19 protein-coding genes and 1 pseudogene are annotated in these 21931 nt (G+C 45.2%); 15 read left to right on the top strand and 5 right to left on the bottom strand.

Annotated features, from left to right (window positions below; translation table 11 throughout):
- Positions 1-427 precede the first annotated feature (427 nt).
- The 5 genes from thrA (at position 428) to rpe (ending at position 6908) form a co-directional block, all read left to right on the top strand.
- Entirely contained in the window at positions 428-2875 is a 2448-nt protein-coding gene (thrA, locus tag QQL36_RS20690) for a bifunctional aspartate kinase/homoserine dehydrogenase I (RefSeq protein WP_083729870.1), read from the top strand.
- 37 nt (positions 2876-2912) lie between these two features.
- Positions 2913-3848, top strand: coding sequence for a homoserine kinase (locus QQL36_RS20685; protein ID WP_083729871.1), 936 nt, complete (start codon positions 2913-2915; stop codon positions 3846-3848).
- A 6-nt stretch (positions 3849-3854) separates the two neighbouring features.
- Positions 3855-5141 carry a threonine synthase gene (thrC, locus tag QQL36_RS20680; RefSeq protein WP_321566640.1) on the top strand — a complete coding sequence of 429 codons (1287 nt, stop codon included), beginning with the start codon at positions 3855-3857 and terminating at the stop codon, positions 5139-5141.
- A 69-nt stretch (positions 5142-5210) separates the two neighbouring features.
- Positions 5211-6215: a tetratricopeptide repeat protein gene (locus QQL36_RS20675; RefSeq protein WP_083729873.1), complete on the top strand. Its 1005-nt coding sequence runs from the start codon at positions 5211-5213 to the stop codon at positions 6213-6215.
- 33 nt (positions 6216-6248) lie between these two features.
- Entirely contained in the window at positions 6249-6908 is a 660-nt protein-coding gene (gene rpe / locus QQL36_RS20670) for a ribulose-phosphate 3-epimerase (protein ID WP_083729874.1), read from the top strand.
- Positions 6909-6964: 56 nt separating this feature from the next.
- Here rpe and QQL36_RS20665 read toward each other — a convergent pair whose 3' ends face one another.
- Together QQL36_RS20665 and QQL36_RS20660 are read right to left on the bottom strand one after the other, a co-directional pair.
- Entirely contained in the window at positions 6965-7360 is a 396-nt protein-coding gene (locus QQL36_RS20665) for a response regulator (protein ID WP_083729875.1), read from the bottom strand.
- An 8-nt stretch (positions 7361-7368) separates the two neighbouring features.
- Positions 7369-9549 (bottom strand): ATP-binding protein, encoded by a 2181-nt coding sequence (locus QQL36_RS20660; RefSeq protein ID WP_321566639.1) that lies wholly within the window; start codon positions 9547-9549, stop codon positions 7369-7371.
- A 376-nt stretch (positions 9550-9925) separates the two neighbouring features.
- Here QQL36_RS20660 and QQL36_RS20655 point away from each other — a divergent pair, with 376 nt between their 5' ends.
- From QQL36_RS20655 to QQL36_RS20645, 3 genes are all read left to right on the top strand, one after another.
- Complete coding sequence (locus QQL36_RS20655) at positions 9926-10972, top strand: PhoH family protein (RefSeq protein WP_083729877.1); 1047 nt, start codon at positions 9926-9928, stop codon at positions 10970-10972.
- A gap of 205 nt (positions 10973-11177) precedes the next feature.
- The gene (locus tag QQL36_RS20650; protein WP_321566638.1) at positions 11178-11651 is read left to right on the top strand and encodes a DUF4878 domain-containing protein; all 474 of its coding nucleotides are present in this window, start codon (positions 11178-11180) and stop codon (positions 11649-11651) included.
- Positions 11652-11850: 199 nt separating this feature from the next.
- Positions 11851-12390, top strand: a complete 540-nt coding sequence (locus QQL36_RS20645) for an inorganic diphosphatase (protein WP_083729879.1) — start codon at positions 11851-11853, stop codon at positions 12388-12390.
- Positions 12391-12509: 119 nt separating this feature from the next.
- On the opposite strand, the gene QQL36_RS20640 is transcribed toward QQL36_RS20645, so the two are convergent.
- Positions 12510-13271 carry a C40 family peptidase gene (locus QQL36_RS20640; protein ID WP_321566637.1) on the bottom strand — a complete coding sequence of 254 codons (762 nt, stop codon included), beginning with the start codon at positions 13269-13271 and terminating at the stop codon, positions 12510-12512.
- 71 nt (positions 13272-13342) lie between these two features.
- Here QQL36_RS20640 and QQL36_RS20635 point away from each other — a divergent pair, with 71 nt between their 5' ends.
- The 7 genes and pseudogenes from QQL36_RS20635 to QQL36_RS20610 all read left to right on the top strand — a co-directional run bounded on the left by QQL36_RS20635 (position 13343) and on the right by QQL36_RS20610 (position 17518).
- Positions 13343-13918, top strand: coding sequence for a sigma-70 family RNA polymerase sigma factor (locus QQL36_RS20635; RefSeq protein ID WP_143709132.1), 576 nt, complete (start codon positions 13343-13345; stop codon positions 13916-13918).
- The gene (locus QQL36_RS20630; protein WP_321566636.1) at positions 13908-15005 is read left to right on the top strand and encodes a tetratricopeptide repeat protein; all 1098 of its coding nucleotides are present in this window, start codon (positions 13908-13910) and stop codon (positions 15003-15005) included. Before QQL36_RS20635 ends, QQL36_RS20630 begins: the two co-directional genes overlap by 11 nt.
- An 84-nt stretch (positions 15006-15089) precedes the next feature.
- Entirely contained in the window at positions 15090-15854 is a 765-nt protein-coding gene (locus QQL36_RS20625; protein WP_321566635.1) for an IS110 family transposase, read from the top strand.
- Between the two features lie 14 nt (positions 15855-15868).
- Positions 15869-16053, top strand: a pseudogene (locus tag QQL36_RS35720) (IS110 family transposase); the annotation flags it as partial.
- Entirely contained in the window at positions 16054-16266 is a 213-nt protein-coding gene (locus QQL36_RS20620) for a hypothetical protein (RefSeq protein WP_321566646.1), read from the top strand.
- Between the two features lie 308 nt (positions 16267-16574).
- Positions 16575-17144, top strand: a complete 570-nt coding sequence (locus QQL36_RS20615) for an RNA polymerase sigma factor (protein WP_083729118.1) — start codon at positions 16575-16577, stop codon at positions 17142-17144.
- A 2-nt stretch (positions 17145-17146) separates the two neighbouring features.
- Entirely contained in the window at positions 17147-17518 is a 372-nt protein-coding gene (locus tag QQL36_RS20610; RefSeq protein WP_321566634.1) for a hypothetical protein, read from the top strand.
- Between the two features lie 132 nt (positions 17519-17650).
- Here the strand turns inward: QQL36_RS20610 and QQL36_RS20605 are convergent, their stop codons facing one another.
- Both QQL36_RS20605 and gyrA read right to left on the bottom strand, forming a co-directional pair.
- A complete protein-coding gene (locus tag QQL36_RS20605) occupies positions 17651-18904 on the bottom strand; it encodes a tetratricopeptide repeat protein (protein WP_083729114.1) in 1254 nt (417 codons plus the stop codon).
- A 130-nt stretch (positions 18905-19034) separates the two neighbouring features.
- Positions 19035-21635, bottom strand: coding sequence for a DNA gyrase subunit A (gene gyrA / locus QQL36_RS20600; protein WP_083729112.1), 2601 nt, complete (start codon positions 21633-21635; stop codon positions 19035-19037).
- Between the last annotated feature and the right edge of the window lie 296 nt (positions 21636-21931).

Genomic DNA, 21931 nt, shown 5'->3' with positions numbered 1-21931 from the left:
CAGCGGCGCTTATCGATATAATATGTGAAGTTGCGAAAATAAGGCATCGTAACGTGGTTGGAACAAATGTAGTGAATTACTGAATATTACACGCTTTGTTGTCCAGGACAAACCATTACCCGGAAATTTTTACAAAAAACCGCCCTTCATTTTAAATTATTTCAAAATTCTGACAATTCATTTGCTAATTCAAAAGTAATTCCGGACTTTTGTTTGCGAATAGTAAATTATATAAAATAGTGCTACCAATAGTTACATACTCCTCTTCTGCATCCCGCACCATCTCCGGTGCAGGTTTCAGCACTATTATTACTACCACAATTATTACCCCGCTCCGGGGTTAATTTTCACATATCATCCAACGACCACCACAAGTGGTAACCAGCAGCAAAAGCGATAGGATCTTTACGTATTAACAATTACAGACATGCAAGTATTAAAATTCGGCGGTACCTCCATGGGAAGCGCCCAGGCGATAGAACAGGTTTGCGAGATCGTAAAAAATAGAAAACAAAACGGACGTCTTACCATCGTAGCTTCTGCTATGAGCGGCATCACCGACAAACTCATACAGGTAGGTACTCTCGCCGGACAAGGACAGGAACAATATAAAACTGTATTGGAGGAGATTGAAAACAAACACCTCGACACTATCCGAACCCTCTTCCCTATCACTGCGCAGAGCAGCATTATCTCTCAGGTGAAAAAGCGCGTTAACGTACTGGAAACACTGTGTGACGGTATCTTCCAGGTAGGTGAACTGAGCGCAAGATCGTTGGATAAAATCATGAGCTTCGGTGAACTGGTATCTTCTTACCTGCTAGCCGAAAAACTCAAAGTCAGCGGCCTTTCTGCCGCATGGAAAGACAGCCGTGAACTGATCGTGACCGATGGTAACTTTGGTAACGCCGCTGTAAACTTCCTCGCTACCAATCATCAGACTAACCAGTATTTTCAGCAGGAAAGCGCTACCTACGTGGTACTCCCGGGCTTTGTAGCCGCTACCGCTGATGGCGAAACCACGACCCTCGGCAGAGGTGGTTCCGACTACACCGCTGCTATTATCGCAGCTGCCCTCAACGCTGAGGTACTCGATATCTGGACCGATGTAAGCGGTATGATGACCGCCGACCCTCGTCTCGTATCACAGGCTATTCCTATCCCCCACATCAGCTATGCTGAAGCCATGGAACTGTCTCACTTCGGCGCCAAGGTGATCTACCCGCCTACCATCCAACCGGTGATGGACAAGAAAATACCTATCTGGATCAAGAACACTTTTTCTCCGGAAGATTATGGTACACTGATCCATACACCCGATGGCAATGGCCGCAACTACCCTGTAACAGGTATCAGCGGTATCCAGAAGATCGCCCTGCTTACCCTCGAAGGTAGCGGCATGGTAGGTATACCAGGCTTCTCCAAACGCCTGTTCGAAGCCCTGCTCCAGGAAAAGATCAATGTGATCCTCATCACACAGAGCTCTTCTGAACACTCTATCACTGTAGGTATCCACGAAGCAGATATGCTGAAATCCAAACAGGCGGTAGATAGCGAATTCGCACAGGAAATACAGGAAAAACGTATACAACCCCTCGTGGTTGAAAGAGATATGAGCATCGTGGCGGTAGTTGGTGATAAGATGAAAAACCACCATGGTACCAGCGGCAAACTCTTTGCTGCACTGGGTCGTAACGGTGTAAACATCCGCGCCATCGCACAGGGTTCTACTGAAAAGAACATCTCTGTAGTGATCAATAAAAACGATGTGAAGAAAGCGCTGAACGTGATCCACGAAGCATTCTTCGAAGCCCCGCTGAAACAGGTGAACGTATTCATCGCCGGGGTGGGCAACGTAGGTGGCAAACTGCTGGAACAACTGAACCAACAGCACAACTTCCTCATGAATGAACTCGGTCTGCACGTACGCGTTGCAGGTATTGCCAACAGTAAGAAAATGGCTTTCGGCCATGCTTCCATCAACCTGCCTGAATGGCGCCAGTTGCTGGAAAACGGCGAAAGCTCCGATATGAAAGGATTTGCACAAAAGATCAAATCCCTCAACCTCCGCAACAGCGTATTCGTTGATAACACTGCCAGTCCTGAAGTAGCAGCGATATACGGCGACTTCCTGCAACACGGTATCTCTGTAGTAACCTGCAACAAGATCGCCTGTTCTTCTGACTACAACTATTATAAGAGCCTGAAAGAAACAGCACGTAAATTCAACGCATCTTTCCTGTTCGAAACCAACGTAGGCGCTGGTCTGCCGGTGATCAACACCCTGAATGACCTGATCCGCAGCGGTGATAAAGTAAACAGCATCGAAGCCGTACTGAGTGGTAGCCTGAACTTCGTGTTCAACAACTTTGTGGATGGCGCAAGCTTCCGTGAAGTGGTAAAAGCTGCACAGGACGAAGGATATACTGAACCAGATCCACGTATCGATCTGAGTGGTGTGGATGTAATGCGCAAGATCCTGATACTGGCCCGTGAAAGTGGCGCCAGAATGGAACTGGAAGACATCACTAACCATTCCTTCCTGCCTGCCGAAGCACTGAACGCACCATCTGTTGCTGACTTCTACGAACAACTGGATGTACATGCCGCTCACTTCAAAGGTCTCTATGAAGCTGCTGTGAAAGAAGGCAAACGCCTGAAGTTCGTAGCCCGCTATGAAAATGGCAAAGCTTCTGTAGGTCTGCAGTCCGTAGCACCAGATCATCCTTTCTACAACCTGCTTGGAAAAGATAACATTGTGCTCTATACCACTAACCGCTATGCTGACCAGCCACTCATCGTTAAAGGTGCAGGCGCAGGGGCAGATGTAACCGCTTCTGGTATCTTTGCAGATATTATCCGTTCTGCCAGATAATGTTTATCTTAAATGTTCAATCACAAAGCAAAGACTGATGGAAAATGATTGTATAAAAGTATTTGCCCCCGCAACGGTAGCCAATGTAGCCTGTGGCTTTGATGTGATCGGGTTGGCCATGGAAGCACCCGGCGATGAATTCATCATGCGCAGGAGTGACAAACCAGGCGTGACTATCACAAAAGTACATGGTGCCAATCTGTCTACAGACCCGGCGCAGAACGTATGTGGCGTGGCAATACAGGCATTGTTGCAAAAGCTTGGAAATCCGGATGCAGGTATAGAGCTGGAATTATTTAAGAATATCACGCCAGGTAGTGGCATTGGCTCCAGTGCCGCCAGTAGCGCAGGCGCTGTAGTAGGTGCGAACCATCTGCTGGGCGAACCATTCACACGTAAGCAACTCGTACGCTTTGCAATGGAAGGTGAAAGACTGGCCAGTGGCGCTGCACACGCAGACAACGTAGCCCCCGCTATCCTGGGTGGCTTCACCCTCGTAAGAAGTTATAAACCGCTTGATATTACAAGCCTCCATACACCATCAGAACTCTGGGTGACGGTCATCCATCCCCAGATTGAAGTGAAAACTTCCGATGCCCGCGAGATCCTGAAACAAAAAGTGCTCATGACAGATGCTATCCGCCAGTGGGGCAACGTCGGCGCACTCGTAGCAGGCCTCTACCAGGAAAACTATGACCTCATCAGCCGTTCTCTGGAAGATGTGATTGTAGAACCGGTACGTGCGATCCTCATTCCTGCTTTCTATGAACTGAAAGTAAAATGTAAGGAAGCAGGTGCACTAGGTGGTGGTATCTCCGGCTCCGGTCCTTCTGTATTCATGCTGAGCAAAGGTGAAGCCAATGCCCGCAATGTAGCAGAGATGATGAATACCGTATATGCACCCCTGGGCGTGGATTATAAAATCCATGTATCCAAAATCAATACGGAAGGTGTGAAAATATCAAAAGCGTAATCACAAATGAAATACTATAGTTTACAGAATAAAGATCATATCGTATCGTTCGAAGATGCAGTAGTAGCAGGCCTTGCGCCAGACAAAGGTTTGTACTTCCCGGAGCACATTCCTGCATTTGAAAAAAGCTTCTTCGAAAATATCGGTACGCTCAGCGAAGTTGAAATCGGCTATGCTGCCATCAAACCTTTTGTAGGTGAAGAGATCCCTGATGATGTGCTGCGTAAGATCATTGCCGATACATTGAGCTTCCCTTTCCCTGTTGCACCTGTTCACGACAATATTTATTCCCTTGAACTCTGGCATGGTCCTACCCTCGCCTTCAAGGACGTAGGCGCCCGCTTTATGGCTGGTTGTCTCGGTTATTTCCGCAGGAATGATACCCGCCCCGTAACCGTGCTGGTAGCTACTTCCGGCGATACCGGCGGCGCTGTAGCCAATGGCTTCTACGATGTACCAGGTGTGAAAGTGGTGATCCTCTACCCAAGTGGTAAAGTGAGCACCCTGCAGGAAAAACAACTGACTACACTGGGTAAGAATATCACTGCCCTGGAAATAGCCGGCACCTTCGATGACTGTCAGCGTATGGTGAAAACCGCTTTCCTGGATGCAGAACTACAGGCACACAGCCTCCTCACCAGCGCGAACTCTATCAACGTAGCCCGCTGGCTGCCACAGATGTTCTATTACCTGCTGGCTTATAAACAACTGCAAAAAGAGGTGGTGTTCTCTGTACCTTCCGGTAACTTCGGTAACATCTGCGCAGGTATGATGGCTGCCGCTATGGGACTGCCGGTAAAACATTTTGTAGCCAGTACAAATGTGAATGATACCGTACCCCGTTTCATGGAAAATGGCCAGTACGAACCAGGACAGGCAAAGCCTACGCTTTCCAACGCGATGGACGTAGCCGATCCGAGCAACTTTGTAAGAATACTGCAACTATTTACCAACAGCCTGCCGGCACTGAAAGAAAAGCTCACGGCTTACAGTTTCGATGATAAGGCGACTGTAGCCACCATGGAAGCTGTATGGAGTAAACATCACTATATGCTGGATCCACATGGTGCCGTAGGCTACCTGGGTCTGCAAAAGTACCTGGCAGGCGCCGATACAACCGGTGTGTTCCTCGAAACCGCTCACCCGGTAAAATTCGCAGACACCGCACCCACCAGTCTGCAATCACAGATTGTAACTCCGGAGAGCGTACAATACCTGTATTCACTGGAAAAAGAGTCTGTACAACTCCCGAATGACTACGCAGCCCTGAAAGGCTGGCTGATGCAGCAATAAAGGTTTTCTACTTAAAAGAACTTGTATCTTTCTTTTGATACAAGTTCTTTTTTATTTTAATATTGCTGTATGAAATACCTGGCCGTTTTTGCATTGCCGATCCTGTTTGCCTGCAACTCCAACTCCGCAGGGCATTCAGCAGATGCAACAAAAGATTCCGCGCTCTATGCGCCTATGATACAGCCGTTGACAGATTCTCTCAATAAATTTCCTGACAATGCAGACCTGCATTTCAGAAGAGCCCTACTATTATTCAACACAGACCCGGCGCTGGCACAAAAAGACTTTGAAAAAGCTGCACAGCTCAAGCCCAACGTTCCTGACTATTGGGCAGGTGCAGGAGAAGCCGCTATTTTAATCGCCAACTACAAAGAAGCAGTGGCCAACTTCGAAAAAGCCCAGCACCTGGCGCCAAAGTATGCTTACCTGCAATACCGCCTCGCCACCGCCCTGATCGAAGATAAACAATACAAACGCGCAGACAGCCTGGCTTCTAAACTGGCCAATGATCCTGCCAATCACGATAAAGCCTATTATCTGAAAGCGAAGATCGCAGAAGAGAATAAAGATACCACCCTCGCCATCCAATACCTGCGTACAGCTGTGGATCAGGCAGGTTTACAAAGTGACTACGATGCGGTGATGGAGCTGGGCGATCTGCTGGCTCAGCGGCATGCACCCGCTTCATTGCAGTACTATCAGCTGGCAGCCAGAATGGATTCGACCAATGATGACGCGCTCTACGCTATGGGTAAGTTCTATGAGCAGGAAAGTAAAATGGCAGAAGCCATCACGGCATTCAAAAATGCCATCAATATCGATGCGGAAGATGGAGACAACTATTTTGCTTTAGGAATGATCTATTTCAGACAGCAGGAATGGCAGCCGGCTTACAACTACTTTAACATGGCCTGTAAGTCAGGGCCGACCGATGGTGAAGCCTATTACTACCGTGGCAGGTGCAACGAAAAACTAGGCCGTAAACAGGCCGCTATCGACGATTATTCCAAGGCTGTAACCTTTAAGAAAGACTTCAAAGAAGCCAAAGAGGCGCTGGCCAACATACAGAAATAAGTTACATTCGTCACTCAAAAAAACGTTGTTCCTTTGAAAAAGAAGACCACCCTTATAGCCCCCTCCCTCCTTGCCTCCAATTTCCTGGAGCTCGGCAAGGAAGTAGACATGCTGAATAACAGTGAGGCGGACTGGTTGCACCTCGATGTAATGGACGGACGTTTTGTGCCTAATATCAGCTTTGGACTCCCCGTCATTTCCCATATAAAAAGAGCAGCCCGCAAGATCTGTGATGTGCACCTGATGATAGAAGAACCGGAGAAGTATGCGGAAGACTTCAAAAAGGCCGGTGCAGACATTCTAACCGTACACTATGAAGCATGTACCCACTTACATCGCAATATCCAGCAGATCAAAAACCTCGGCATGCAGGCAGGCGTAGCCCTGAACCCACATACACCCGTACAGCTGCTGGAAAATGTGATCAAAGACGTCGACCTCGTGCTCATCATGAGCGTGAACCCCGGTTTCGGCGGTCAGCACTTCATAGACCAGTCATTGACTAAAATAAAGCAGTTACGCGCCCTGATAGATGCTCATCAGGCACATGCATTAATTGAAGTAGATGGAGGTATTACTGCGGACAATGCTGCGGATATAATAGCGGCCGGAGCCGATGTATTGGTAGCTGGCAGTTCGGTATTCAATGCCCCGGATCCTGCTGAAGCCATTAAGGCACTGAAGTATGCATAATCGTGTTCAAACACATATTTGGTCCCGCCCACTATAAATGGCGGGATTTTTTATTTTTACTCCGCCTGGAGCTTGTTGATAATCTCGCTGGATAAAGGTTTCGTGAGGTACCCTTTTACAAAAGCATAATCGTCTACCTTCTTTCTATCACTATCATCGATAGAGGAAGTGAGTACAAAAATGCCGATCTTCTTTGGTAGTTGCTCATAGAATCCGGCATAATCATTCAGGAAATCCCAGCCATCCATGACTGGCATGTTCAGATCAAGCAAAATCAGGTCTGGCAGCAGGTCCGGCTCGTAAATGTATTCGCGCAGGTACTTGAGCGCGTCCTGTGCTTCAGAAAATGCCTTCACCTTCTCCCCGATCCCTTGTCGTTTGATCATCAGGTTCGCTATTTGCTGATGAATCGGGTCATCGTCAACAATAAAGATCATATTGAGCAGTTGCATACAGGGATTTATTCGGTTTTAAAGGTAATAATAAATTTGGTACCCCAGCCAGGTCTACTTTCTGCACTTATACTTCCTCCCATTGCTTCTACCTGAGTTTTGGTAATAAATAAGCCGATTCCCTTTGCGTCAGCATTTTTATGAAAGGTTTTCCTGAACCCAAATAGCTTGCTGCCAAAGCGGTTCATATCAATCCCCATTCCATTGTCTTCCGCAGTGAGCGTGATCATGCCTTTCTCTTTCCGGCTGCTGAAGTGCAGGGTTGGCGGCACATCGGGCATGCGGTAACGGATGGCGTTGGTGATCAGGTTTTGCAGAATGCTGTCTAAATATATACGGGGAAACCTGATCATTGATGCTTCCTGAAAGTCTGTGGTAATGCGCAGACCGCTCTGGTTCACTTCCTGCATCAGTACATGCAATACATATTCCAGTCTCTCTTCGAACGAAATCACTTCCTGCTGGATATCCGTTTCTTTTCGTATCTGCACTACGTTTACCAGGTCATTGAGTGTCTCATCTGTTTTGTTGATCACAGATTCGAGCATACCCAGGTATTCGATCTTCTCCTCTTCTTCATCGGAATGATTGTGCAGTTGCATCAGTGCTTTCAGGTTGGCGATGGGCGCCCGCAGGTTGTGCGAAGTGATATGCGCAAAGTCTTCCAGCTGCTGGTTTTGATTCAATAAGTTCCGGTTCAGCTTACTCAGCTGACTATTTGCCCTGTGTAATTCTTTTTGCAGTTTACGGCTACCGGTAATATCCCGGATGAAAACGGAGACAGTGTTGTCACGCATAGGTGTGACAAGGAAATCGTAACACTTGTCTACCCTGTAAAAGTAACTGCTGAAAGATTCTGATACAGTACTTTTCATTGCCTGTGCCAATCTGTCCAAAAATGGAGACGGCGTTCTAAACTCAGGGATAATGTCAAAGATATTACTCCCTGGCTGAATTTCCACACCGGCCATTTGTGCAGCCTTTCTGTTGATGAAGTTGACCCGGCCGTCGCGCTCCAGGGTGGCGTATCCCATATCAACAGCGTCGAAGAAGAGGTGCAGTTGTTCTGTATTACGCTGCAGCTCAGTACGCATGAAATGTTCAAGCTTCTTGTCAGTGATATCGTTGATGAGTGCAACGACGATTGTCTTTTTATTTACTGGGTCCTGGAGTGGGAAAAGGGTATAGTCCATCCAGCGGACCTCCGACATGTCTGTAAAGATGGTCTCGGCAGAGAAGTCGACTTCAATTTCTTTGCGGACCATTTTATTCTCTGTCACTACCGTCATAAACAGTTCGTTAAACCCATACAAACGGGCAAAAGGATCGCTCATGATGTTGTAAGCGCCTTCTACAAGGCCTGGCCGTACCTTCAAAAACTCCCGGTGAGTGTGATTGATCCGGCGCATGAAACCATGGTGATCGAACTGTACATAGCCGATAGGCAGGTGCTCCACGACACTTTCCAGCAGGCGGGCACTCTTTTCCAAACCCATGAGGGTCAATTTTTGCGCCGTAACTTCCTTGAGCAGCAGGTATAGATCTGTAATTTGTCGTTGCTGGTTGAAAGCCGGGAAAACGATCGCCTCATAATAACAGGGAGATAGCCGGATGGAATCGCCAACGGTATTTTCCTGGTAGCGGAGTAAGATCTCTTTTTTAGCGGACCGGCCGGTTTCGGCTACTTCCTCAAATAGTTGGCTAAGGCCGATCTGGCGATATACCGGGTCCCGGAGGATATTGTATCCAGGCTGTATAAAAACAGGGTGATGAGGGCCCCAGACAGCTTGTTGTAAAGCGTTGCTTTTTATAGGGTAGCCATCCACTGAGAATTGTTGAATACCCAATGGAAGGTGAAAAAATAGTTTATCTGGCTGGGCTGTTTCATGCCCCAGTAGTACAAAATATTCATCCTGGGCCAACAACTGCCATGCTGTCCATTGGCCATCCGGACCTGCAAATTCCACGCAGGCTTTTAGTCCGTTTTGAAAGGTTGCTAATAATGCTCCCCAGTATACGCCCGTTCTCTCTCCGAACAGGTGATCATAATGGACTTTTTCTACATTCCCCCCCGGTAACTGCACAAGTCCCCTGGCCTTATCATTGGCCGATAACAGGTTTCCATAAAGGTCTAGTAACAGTGCCGGTACAAACGAAGCGAGTGCCTTGTTTATAATGGCATCATTCATAATTTTCTGTAGGATAAGGTCTTAAAAATAAGGAATATATTATTATTTTTTGGTAGATATTTTTCTACAAGCCCATAGCGCAATCACAATCTTTTCATTTATTCTTTTGAACTTCCTGTGAATATTCCCTGTTAAAAATTGCATTGAGGTCGTTTTCCCATTAATTTTGGTAATAAATCAAAAGGGGCATTTTGCAAAATGCTTACAGTTTTTTAACATTGAATACGAAATGATCGTTGCGGCTGCATATCATCATCCTGACAAAGTAAGAGAACTATGTAAGAAACAGGCTTTGGCGTGGTTATTGTCACAGCTTTTATGACAGCCGTGCGTGATTTGACCGGCAGTCCCTTTTCACTCTTAAATAAGACAACACTTGACAGAATCAATCATCAACTTAGACAGCATTAACCCTATAGAATTTTTTGGGGTCAACAATGGAAAGCTCGACCTGCTGAAGAAAAAATTCCCGCTGTTAAAGATTCTCTCCCGGGGTACTCAACTCAAAATCTCCGGTGCACCGGAAGAAGTAGCGACAGCACAGGAAAAAATCACTCAAATCATTTCTTACCTTGAGCGCAATGGTAACCTTAGTGAAAATTACTTTGAACAAATTTTAGGAGACGAAGAAGCGGTTGATAACTTCAAAGACCGTAATTCCAACGAAATCCTCGTATTTGGTCCTAACGGCCGCAATGTAAGAGCAAGGACCGCCAATCAGAAAAAGATGGTAGCGATGGCAGAAAAGAATGACATCATCTTCGCCATCGGCCCTGCTGGTACCGGTAAGACGTATACTGCTGTGGCACTTGCTGTTCGTGCTCTGAAAAATAAGGCTGTCAGGAAAATCATCCTTACCCGTCCTGCCGTAGAAGCTGGTGAAAACCTTGGCTTCCTCCCAGGCGATCTCAAAGAAAAGATTGATCCATACCTGCGCCCACTGTACGATGCCCTCGACGACATGATCCCTGCAGATAAACTGAGCTATTATATGACCAACCGTGTCATTGAAATTGCTCCGCTGGCATACATGCGTGGCCGTACACTGGACAACTCCTTCATTATTCTGGATGAAGCGCAGAATGCGACCGACCTACAGATGAAAATGTTCCTGACCCGTATCGGTCCAAGTGCAAAAGCGATCATCACCGGTGATATGACGCAGGTGGATCTGCCCAAAAATCAGCAGTCAGGTCTGACAAAAGCCAGTCGTATTCTCCGTAACGTAGATGGTATTGGCTATCTGGAACTGGATGAAGAAGATGTGGTAAGACACCGCCTGGTAAAAGCGATTATACGTGCATACGATGCGGCAAAAGAAAAAGAGGAACAATACCAGCAACAAAATCAAAATCACCGTAACAGGGAAAGGGACAGAGACCGGGACAGAGATAAAGAAAAAGAGGAGCGCAGGGATAATTAACACTTCCTTAACAGTGTTTATTGTATGTTCACTTTTTATTATGCGAATTGAACAACAACACGAACCTGTACCGATGGCCAGACACAACAATTATTCTTTTAGGGAATACAAGTCTGCAACCATGGCCACTAACTCATTATCGCTTTTTTGTAAATTTCTACTTTCCTCCTATTTTTGTTACCTCTTATCTATAATGAACAATTGCATGACCAATTATCTGCGCTTTCTTGTCCTGGTTTTAATATCCGGTGTTGTACTGAGCGGTTGCAAAAAGCGGGCTTCCCCACAGGAGGTAGCACTGAATTTTATGCATGCTATTCAGGAATCTAACTTCGATCTCGCCAGAGATTACGCGACGAGGGAATCGCAGCAGGTGATTCAGTTATATTCATTTTTTGATGCCCGCAGGAATGAGACAGAAAGAGAAAAGATCAAAAAAGCGGGTATAGAGGTCGTAAATGCAGAGGAAAATGGAGATAAAGCGACAGTGACCGTGCTTAACTCTTCCTCTAAACAGCAGGAGCGTTTACTGTTGGTGAAAGAGAATGGCCAGTGGAAAATATCGCTGTCATTAGAAAGTATAATTCCTAATTATATGCCTCCGGCTACCCCGATCATGGATTCTGCCAGCGCGATGCAGCCGGATTCGGTTGGAGTACAGTCTCCGGACCAAAAATAGTCCTAACATCCCTGTAAGTTTGGATTTACAGTTGAGTTCCTTATTTTTGCTACGCGCCAGCAAAAGTTAAATTCCACATTGCATAAAGTTAAACAGCTGACCTAAGTCCCGCAACCGACTTGGACAGCTTCTTTCTTTTTGTAATATTGACGATGCCGGCGACACCAAAATAATAATAAACAAATAAATAGTTTTGAAGATGACGACGAACAATCCCTGGCATCAAGTCAGCACAGGATCTGAATCACCCAAAGTCGTAAATGCGATTATTGAAATACCAAAAGGCTGCCGCGCTAAATATGAGCTGGACAAGGAAACTGGTCTGCTTAAATTAGACAGAGTGCTGTATTCTTCCGTATACTACCCTGCAAACTATGGCTTTATTCCTCAGACATATTGTGATGATCATGATCCATTGGATATCCTGATCCTGTCACAGGTGGATGTAGTGCCAATGTGTATTATGGAAGCAAAGGTTATCGGTGTAATGCAGATGATCGATGGTGGTGAGGCAGATGATAAGATCATCGCTGTAGCTGCAAATGATATGAGTGTGAACTATATTAACGATATTTCTGAATTACCGCCTCATTTCACAGCTGAAATGCGTCACTTCTTTGAAGAGTACAAGAGACTCGAGCATAAGGAAGTTAAAGTGGCTGAATTCCAGAATAAAGAAGTTGCTGAAAGGATTATTCTTGAGAGCATTGAAGGCTACAAGAAGAAGTTCAATAAGTAGTTTTTAAAAGGGAGCGCCAGCCAGCCCCCCTTTTAAATTAAAAAAGTGCAACAAAAAAGGTTTTGCCTCCGGCAAAACCTTTTTTGTTGCAAGCCGGCCATACAAATCGGCGTATTGTTTTAGATATATCGTTTGATGATTCTGAGGTTGTGGGTACGCACTCCTGTCTCTGAATTAATGATCCCCTGATTATCTATTGGATCTACCCTTACCCTACCAGATGAATGTATGATCTCCTGATCATTCAACAGAATTCCCACATGCGTGATCCTACCCGCTTCATTGTCAAAAAACGCCAGGTCTCCCAATCTCACCTCCTGTAAAAAATCTACCACCGTACCCTGTGCCGCCTGCTGATAAGCATCCCTCATTAATGAGATCCCAAGCGTCTTAAAAACCGTCTGTGTAAAGCCGGAACAATCCACGCCGTATACAGACTTTCCGCCCCATAAATAGGCTGTATTCAGGAACTGAAATGCCCGTTCACGCAGGCCTGCCTCGTCCAAAAATGGTTTTAAAAGGCTTTCCTCAAATTGTACCGTATACTTTCCCCAAACTGTTACAGCCTCATCGGTGGTTTTTACTAAGCAGCCCAAAGGCACCTGCATAGGCTGACCGTTCATGCTGACAGTGTTGGCCCATTTGGCAGTGTAGTGTGTATAGGGCGCATTAAATAATTCTTCTTCTATGATTTCCAGGTGGTTAACAGTCACCCACCCCTCATATTCATCGTACTGACATTTTACCTTTACCCAGCCATCTTGTCCGTGTGCTGTGATGGTTACGCATTCTCCCCACAATGCCTGTGAGATCATTTCACTTCTGTGGGCAGGTTCTGCCCTTAAAGGCATGACAGGCACCACCGTAATTGCATATGGCATATTAATTGTCTAAAATAATTATATGTCTAATGAAACCTTTTGGGTTCTCATATGTAAATATAGGTAACACTATGCTACAGCAGTTAACTAATTTGTCGGACAAAGAATTAATATCCCGGGCGAGAAAGTTGAAAGACCAGGAAGCCGAAGGTGTTCTTTTGGAAAGGTATAGTCACCTCATGGTGGCTGTATGCCTGCCTTATTTAAATACCGCCCCCGGAAGGGGCGCGGATGAAGTGTTTCCGGTGCTGCTACAGCGCCTGAGTAATTCTTTGAAGACCCAAACCATTCATAAGGTGAATGAGTGGATCCATTACAATGTAAAGGCCATTCAGGATAAGTCTGACAGGAATCTGCCCTTCTTCTCTACAACTGAATCCAGAGAAATCCAGCAAGTCGAAAACAGGATTGAACATGCTGCTATGAACCAAAAGGAACAGCAGCAGCTCTTAGCGCAGATGAATGTGGTGATTAGTCAATTGCCCGCTGAGGAGAAATTATTCCTGACGAAATTTTACCTGGAACAGCAGCCTTTGGCCCAGTTGGCCGGGAGTAAGAAGTATTCCATCGAAAAAGCCAGGCAGATCCTGAAAAATGCTAAACAGCATATGGCTTCAATACTCATGAAACAATCCAATGAGCAGTAATTTGGAAAATAACGATAAGATACTCAAGATCTTCAGCACGGTTCGGTGTATGAACAGGGACCAATTGCCCCGTTATTTAGACGGGCGACTCACAGACCTGGAAAAACATTTGCTGGAACAGCACCTGGTGGATTGTGATCTTTGCTTTGATGCGTTGCAGGCATTATCGCAGGCGAAACATAGAGAGCAGTACCAACCCTTGTCAGTGAATATACAGCAGTATATCCGCAATAGTGTGCGCAAGGTATCGACTACACAGAAGGTAGAACGGTATCAGCGGTTGGAGCAGAAGAAAGAGAGTTTCCTGATATATTTCTGGGTAGTCGCAGCCGTAGCACTGGGTGCTGGCGGGGTTTATCTGGTACAGCATCAGAATCGGTTCAGGGCAATGAATCCGGTACAGCAGTTAGCGGCAGCTGACAAAGTGATAGAACCAATTCAGACGAGTCAGAGTCAGCCGGTCGTACAGGCAACGGAAAGGGCGGCAGCTACGGCTCATGCTGCTCCTGTAGCAGATACATTGCAACGGAGGCAACCTGTGCCAGGGGAGGTAAAACCAATCCCTGTGGTGAAAAAAGACACCATCAAAGCGGCATCGGCGCCAGTAGCACCAAAACCGGCTCCTCCAAAAGATTCTGTAAAGAAAACTCCTCCTGCAGAGCAAAAGGACGATAAGTCTACTTCACCACCGGCCAAAAAGGAGGAAAAATCCACTTTGCAACCGGCTAAAGAAACACCTGCCCCGGTAGCAGAGAAAAAAGAAACCCCTCCTGCTCCTAAAAAAGAGAAGGAAAAGGATGATGACGATGATAAAAAGACCGCCGATGTACAACCCACAGGTACGGATGAATTCCTGTACAAGGCAGCGATGGTCTACCATCAGCAAGGTGACTTAAACGAAGCGATTTCGAGGTATAAACACCTTTCAGATAGTAAATCCAAATATGGGGAGCTGTCCCGTTATCAACTGGCTGTCTGCTATCGTAGCAAAGGGCAGACAGGAAAAGCCCGCAGGATGTTTAAAGAAGTAGTGCGGATGAATGGGCCGATGAAAGATAAAGCACAGTCTGCACTGGATAGTTTGTAATTATTTCTTCTTCATAAAAAACCCTCATGAACCGGGTTCACAAACGACTATGAAAATGGTGGTACCTTCGACAAAAGTACTACCATGGAACAATCACATATCAGTTTTGAACAGGTTGTGAGTCGCGGCTGTGGCCTCGATGTTCACCAGGAGAATGTAGTAGCCACCATCAGAGGAAATGGGTTGGAAGAACAAACCCGCACTTTTAGCACTTTCACAAGTTCACTTAGGGACCTGGTAGCTTGGCTTGAAGAATCCGGCATTACACATGTCGCAATGGAGAGCACGGGGGTTTACTGGAAGCCTGTTTTTAATATACTGGAACCTCACTTTGAACTTATTCTGGTCAATGCCCGGCATATTAAATATGTGCCGGGGCATAAGACCGATCGCAATGACAGTGCCTGGATTGCAAAATTATTGCTAAGCGGGCTACTAAAGGGAAGTTTTATTCCACCGCAATACACTCGCGAATTACGGGAATTGTACCGATACAAACGTAAAGTAATAGGACAGCGGTCCAGTGAATATAACCGGTTACAGAACATTTTAGAGACAGCCAATATCAAATTGAGCACTGTAGTCAGTGATGTATTCGGTGTAAGTGGCTGGTCAATGATCACTGCCATTATTGAAGGAGAACAGGATCCTATGATATTGGCCAATTTGGCAAAAGGTAGGCTCAAAATCAAAAAACAAGAGCTTATTCTTGCATTAGAAGGCCATCTTAATGAGCATCACCGTTTTATGCTCAGCCTGTCTAAAACTGTTATTTTACAGCTAAATGACCTACTTGGTCAGGTGGATAACCGTATAGATCAGTACTTAAAAAATGGGAGGAAGAAGTAAAATTACTTCAGACTATTCCCGGAGTACAAAAACAAACAGCTACCGCCATCTTAGCCGAAATAGGTACAGATATGCATGCGTTCCCTAATCAGCATCATTTGGCTAGTTGGTGTGGTTTATGTCCTGGTAATAATGAAAGTGCCGGAAAAAGAAAAGTGAAAGAATCAATCATGGCAACAGATCCCTTAAAACCGCACTCGTGGAAGCAGCATGGGCTGCAGCACATACGAAAGATACTTATCTGAAAAGAAAATATTATACTTTGAGTATACGAAGAGGCAAAAAACGAGCACTTATTGCAATTTCACACAAAATCCTAATTGCCGCTTATTTTATACTCAAAAATAGAGTGCCATATATGGAACCTGATAATCAGGAGTGGCTAAAAAAGAAAGCAGGCGCAGATAAATAATTATCTCAGACGCCTGCGCGAGCTTGAGGCATTACCCCCATCTCAATAAGATTACTAAGTTACAAAAATCGACCTTTTATTGGTGCTTTTTCAGCCTGTAGAAAAAACTGATTTAAGACTCTAAGTACAAACGATTGTTGCTATAAGCACGAAAAGAAAATTTTAATCCTATAGAGTCATATCAAATTATGGCCTGGACGAACTATTTTCAAAGAAAAAAGGGGGCGCTACCTTGGGTAGCGCCCCCTTTTTTTTATGGAATTCCTCCAACCCTGCATCTATATATTATAAGTTTCTATCTTTATCGCGTGAATATCAAGAACAGCCAGGAATTAACAGACGAAGAACTGCTGCAACGGTACAAATCCGATGACAACAGCCAATGGGTAGGCATCCTCTTTGACAGGTATGCCATCCTCCTACTCGGTATGTGCATGAAATACCTTAAAAATGAGGAAGATGCAAGGGATAGTGTACAACAGATCTTTTTGAAAGTATTAGCAGATATCAACAAACACCAGGTACAGTTTTTCAGGGCATGGATTTATATGGTCACCAAAAACCATTGTCTCATGCAACTCAGACAACGCAACCATGTAAGACAGGAAGAAGTAAACGAAAAACACCTGAACGATCCTGCCCCTCCTGAAGAAAAAGCTAACTTAGCAGAGAAAGAAGTGCTCCTTACTAATATGGAACAGGCACTGGAACAGTTGAATGATGAACAACGTATCTGCGTAAAATTGTTCTATCTTGAAAAATGCTCTTATTCAGAGATTACGGAAAAGACAGGATATAGTTTGCTACAGGTAAAGAGCTATATTCAAAACGGGAAAAGAAATTTGAAGTTGTTATTAAGCAAACAAGGAAAGCAATAATCATGGACGATTTTATGAATGATGCATATAATGATTTGTTCACGACGACACAGTGTCCGAGTCAGCAGGAGCTGCTGGATTATGTGCAGGGGAAGTTGTCGGCAGAGAAGCAGCATGAAGTGGAGTTGCATCTGTCAGATTGTGAATTGTGCAGTGAAGCAGTGGAAGGCTTAAGTGCGTTTGAGAAGAAGGAAATTATTCCAGTGTATCTGCGCCAGATGAAATGGCAGATGATGAAGAAATTAAAAAACAGAAAACAAAAGAAAGATCAGATAGCGAGTCATACACAACTGGCGATCATCTGTATCATTATACTATTTATGCTGCTGGCAGCATTCTGGGCGTTTCACTTTGTAACACATCCTGCGAGGTAATTAATTTCAAACCCACGCCAGCCAAAAAGAGAATTCTTCCTTGCTGCCGCAGGCCAATTCTAAACCTATCACAATAACAAAGGCCCGTAGCGAATGCTACGGGCCTTTGTTATATACCTGGAACCCTTATAATTAGTTCAGTGAATCCAGCTTCTTCTTAGTTACTTCTACCTTTGCATTATCATTCTTGATTGCATAGATCTTCTGTAATGCATACAGGCAGCTCTGGTAAGTTTGCTTATCGCTTGCATCTAATGATGAAGCCTTCGCAGTGAAGTTCTGGTCAGCTTTCTCAAAGTAAGGCAGTGACTGATCCATCAGGGCCTGTACTTTAGTCTGCAGTTCTTTTGCCTTAGGTGAATTCTGTTGCTTGCTATCCATATCGTTCAGTTCCTTGTTGAAACCAACCGCACGGTTGAAGTACAGAGCACCCAGCTGGAAGTTTGCAGTAGCATCATCCGCTTTCAGCTCGATTGCTTTCTTATAAGCACCTTCTGCTTTACCCATCAGTTCTTCGTAATTAGCTGGTTTAGCAGCATCTTTACCATCTTCTGCACGTGGGTTAGCTACGTTATCTACACGGATACCGTAATCCAGTACTGTATTGAAATCATTTGGATTTTCAGCCATCTTCTTCTCCAGGATAGCCAGCAGTTCGTTGGTCTTGCCGGTTTTGGAGTAGTAGATCATCTCCATATCGCTAAAACGCTTGTCCTTAGGGAAAGCAGTTTTACCTTCTTCGATTGCTTTCAGCCAACCTTCATTGTTACCTTTTTCTTCGTAAGCCTGAGCCAGGATTACATACAGCGCAGGTTCAGTTTTGAACTGCAGGTCAGCAGCTTTTCTCAGGTAAGTGATCGCATCATCTTTCTGTCCTGCCTGGCTAGCAGCGTAACCAGTGTAGAAGGTCATAGATGTATCAGTTGGAATGGAACCACCCAGGCTCTTGCTGTTGTAGAATTCTGCAACAGAGAACGCTTCTTTGAAGTGGATATAAGCAGAATCCCATTTCTGATCGTTCAGGTTACCATAACCTGCGTTACCAATAGTAGCATACAGGTTGAACATGCGCTGATTCAGTTCCAGCAGAGCTTCTGGCAATTTAGGATTGATTTCCAGTGCTTTCTTATATGCATCGAATGCTTCCAGTGCTTCAGCAGAGCTCTTATGCTCAGTAGCCTGTGCTTCCAGGATCTTACCTTTTACATAAAAAGTCTTTGCCTCGTTCTTGGTCTTATCATTTTCCAGGGCAGCCTGAATGTCAGCCGTTGCTTTAGCGTAATCTTTGCTTTTCAACGCCTCCTCAGCACTATTCACTTTAGCACGCTGAGCGACAGCTGCTAATCCTGCACTGCAAAAGACAAATGATACCAATAGTTTTTTCATGATCAATTTTTTTTATTTGCTATAAGTATGGTTAAGGTATTATTTACGAGTTCAGCATTTTATTATATAAATACAACCAACCGCTGCTTAACCATTAGTTCGCACAGGCAAATTGCGGTAATTTTATCAATTATTCATTAGGTGCTTCCTCTGTAGGGGCCTGATCTTCATCAGTTGTCTCTTCACCGCTGGTGGCTTCAGCATCACTGATTTCCTGCTGAGCGATCTCCTGCTCAACGTTTTCCAGGTCCTGCTCTACCCCCTGTTCTTCCTGCTCATCCAGACGGGCTACTGCCGCAATCTGATCAGTATCATCCAGGCGGATCAGTCTCACACCCTGGGTAGCCCTGCCCGCTTCGCGGATATCGCCTACTGCCATACGGATAGTGATACCTGATTTACAGGTGATCATCAGGTCATCCTTTTCAGTTACGTCCAGGATAGCAATCAGACGACCGGTTTTTTCCGTTACGTTAATGGTTTTTACACCCTTACCGCCACGGTTGGTGACTCTATACTCTTCGATATCTGTACGCTTACCAAAACCGTTCTCAGAAACCACCAGTACCGTACGATTTTCGTCTTTATTTACACAAATCATACCAACTACCTCGTCCTTATCATTGTCCACTTCGATACCTCTTACACCGATCGCACCACGACCTGTATCACGTACTGTGTTTTCAGGGAAGCGGATTGCACGGCCACTCTTGATCGCCATCATGATTTCGCTGTTACCATTTGTCAGCTTAGCTTCCAGCAACTGGTCGCCTTCATTGATGGTAATTGCGTTTACACCGTTCTGACGTGGGCGGGAGAACTCTTCCAGCATGGTTTTCTTGATGATACCATTTGCTGTACAGAGTACGATATAATTGCTGTTGATAAAGTCTTTATCACCCAGGTCCTTAATATCAATGATCGCACGGATCTTATCGTCGGTAGGCAGGTTGATCAGGTTCTGAATCGCTCTACCCTTACCGCTCTTCTCTCCTTCCGGAATTTCGTAAACTTTCAGCCAGTAGCAACGTCCTTTTTCTGTAAAGAACAACATGGTATGGTGGGTAGACGCTACGAACAGGTGCTCGATATAATCTTCTTCACGGGTCTTGCCACCCAGTGCGCCACGGCCTCCACGTTTCTGCTGACGGTAGTCGTATGCAGAAGTACGTTTGATATAACCCAGGTGTGAAATGGTGATCACCACATCTTCTTCTGCGATGATATCTTCCATTCTCATTTCGCTGGCCAGGTACTGAATTTCAGTTTTACGCTCGTCGCCAAAACGTTTCTTTACATCTTCCAGTTCTTCACGGATAATTTTGAAACGCATTCCTTCGTCGTTCAATACGTCTTTCAGATGGCTGATCAGTTTCATGATCTCATCAAATTCTTCCTTGATCTTATCACGCTCCATACCTGTCAGACGTTGTAAACGCAGTTCCAGGATTGCTTTTGCCTGAAGCTCGCTCAGTTCGAACTGAGAGATCAGTCCGTCTTTCGCCTCTTCAGGTGTACGTGAACCACGGATCAAAGCAATCACTTCATCCAGGTGATCGAGAGCGATCAGGTAACCCTGTAAGATGTGTGCTTTTTCTTCTGCTTTACGCAGGTCGAAACGTGTTCTTCTCACCACTACTTCATGGCGGAACTCAACAAATTCAGACAATAGTTCTTTCAGTGCCAATACGCGTGGACGACCTTTTACAAGCGCCACGTTGTTGATACCATAAGAAGTCTGCAGCTCAGAATATTTATACAGCTGGTTGATCACAACGTTTGCAATCGCTTCACGTTTCAGATCGATTACCAGGCGCATACCTTCACGGTCACTTTCATCGCGTACTTCAGCGATCCCTTCTATGATCTTATCATCGGCCAGTTGTGCAATCTTCTGGTGCAGTACCGCCTTGTTGATCTGGTAAGGCAGTTCATAGATCACCAGGCGTTCACGACCGGCTTTGGTAGTTTCTACATTGACTTTACCACGTACTACCACACGGCCACGGCCTGTTTCAAAACCCTGTTTTACACCTTCATAACCGTAGATGATACCACCGGTTGGGAAGTCAGGCGCCTTCACATATTTAATCAGCTCTTCACTGGTGATCTCTTTATTTTCGATGTAAGCGATCAGACCATCCACCACCTCGGTAAGGTTGTGGGGCATGATGTTCGTAGCCATACCTACAGCGATACCAGATGCACCGTTCACCAACAGGTTAGGGATGCGGGTTGGCAATACAGTAGGTTCTTCGAGGGTATCGTCAAAGTTCAGGGAGAAATCCACTGTTTCTTTGTCGAGATCTTCCAACATGGCTTCTGCAATTTTCTGCAGACGGATTTCCGTATAACGCATGGCCGCTGGCGCATCACCATCCACGGAACCGAAGTTACCCTGACCGTCTACAAGGATGTAACGCAGTGTCCAGGGCTGTGCAAGACGTACAATGGTGTCATAAATGGAAGCATCACCGTGAGGATGGTATTTACCCATTACCTCACCCACAATACGGGCTGATTTCTTGTAGGGTTTATTGCTGTTGTTACCCAGCTCACTCATACCAAACAACACCCTGCGGTGCACGGGTTTCAAACCGTCCCTTACATCAGGAAGCGCACGACCTACGATTACTGACATGGAGTAATCGATGTAAGCCGTTTTCATCTGCTCCTCGATGTTAATCTGGACAATCCTTCCGTCCTGAGAATTTTCAGTATTTTCTGACATTTAGATGGTTGTTTTGCTTTAAAAACAAATGAGCGCAAATATAGCCATTTCAGGCCGAAATACGGCCATTTTGACATTAAATGTGAATAAAAAAGGGATTGTCATATTGCGCTAAAACACAATGCGATAATAAATATTTTTTGTAGCTGAGTCTGAATAATCTTTTAAATTGCACTCACTGCCAATATTTATGCTATATCATAAATAATTACTATATAGGAGAAATGAAATATTGGCAAACAATTTGTTTTTAACCCTATGAAAATCAGATTCTCGTGGGACAAAGCGCAGTTAAA

It is taken from the genome of Chitinophaga sp. LS1 (assembly GCF_034274695.1).
Classification (GTDB): Bacteria; Bacteroidota; Bacteroidia; order Chitinophagales; family Chitinophagaceae; genus Chitinophaga.
This window is presented reverse-complemented; position numbering and strand designations above follow the sequence as displayed.

Coding starts and splice junctions, on each gene's coding strand:
- thrA (WP_083729870.1), top strand. CDS start 428: ATGCAAGTATTAAAATTCGGCGGTACCTCCATGGGAAGCGCCCAGGCG.
- QQL36_RS20685 (WP_083729871.1), top strand. CDS start 2,913: ATGGAAAATGATTGTATAAAAGTATTTGCCCCCGCAACGGTAGCCAAT.
- thrC (WP_321566640.1), top strand. CDS start 3,855: ATGAAATACTATAGTTTACAGAATAAAGATCATATCGTATCGTTCGAA.
- QQL36_RS20675 (WP_083729873.1), top strand. CDS start 5,211: ATGAAATACCTGGCCGTTTTTGCATTGCCGATCCTGTTTGCCTGCAAC.
- QQL36_RS20665 (WP_083729875.1), bottom strand. CDS start 7,360: ATGCAACTGCTCAATATGATCTTTATTGTTGACGATGACCCGATTCAT.
- QQL36_RS20660 (WP_321566639.1), bottom strand. CDS start 9,549: ATGAATGATGCCATTATAAACAAGGCACTCGCTTCGTTTGTACCGGCA.
- QQL36_RS20650 (WP_321566638.1), top strand. CDS start 11,178: ATGACCAATTATCTGCGCTTTCTTGTCCTGGTTTTAATATCCGGTGTT.
- QQL36_RS20645 (WP_083729879.1), top strand. CDS start 11,851: ATGACGACGAACAATCCCTGGCATCAAGTCAGCACAGGATCTGAATCA.
- QQL36_RS20640 (WP_321566637.1), bottom strand. CDS start 13,271: ATGCCATATGCAATTACGGTGGTGCCTGTCATGCCTTTAAGGGCAGAA.
- QQL36_RS20635 (WP_143709132.1), top strand. CDS start 13,343: ATGCTACAGCAGTTAACTAATTTGTCGGACAAAGAATTAATATCCCGG.
- QQL36_RS20630 (WP_321566636.1), top strand. CDS start 13,908: ATGAGCAGTAATTTGGAAAATAACGATAAGATACTCAAGATCTTCAGC.
- QQL36_RS20625 (WP_321566635.1), top strand. CDS start 15,090: ATGGAACAATCACATATCAGTTTTGAACAGGTTGTGAGTCGCGGCTGT.
- QQL36_RS20610 (WP_321566634.1), top strand. CDS start 17,147: ATGGACGATTTTATGAATGATGCATATAATGATTTGTTCACGACGACA.
- QQL36_RS20605 (WP_083729114.1), bottom strand. CDS start 18,904: ATGAAAAAACTATTGGTATCATTTGTCTTTTGCAGTGCAGGATTAGCA.
- gyrA (WP_083729112.1), bottom strand. CDS start 21,635: ATGTCAGAAAATACTGAAAATTCTCAGGACGGAAGGATTGTCCAGATT.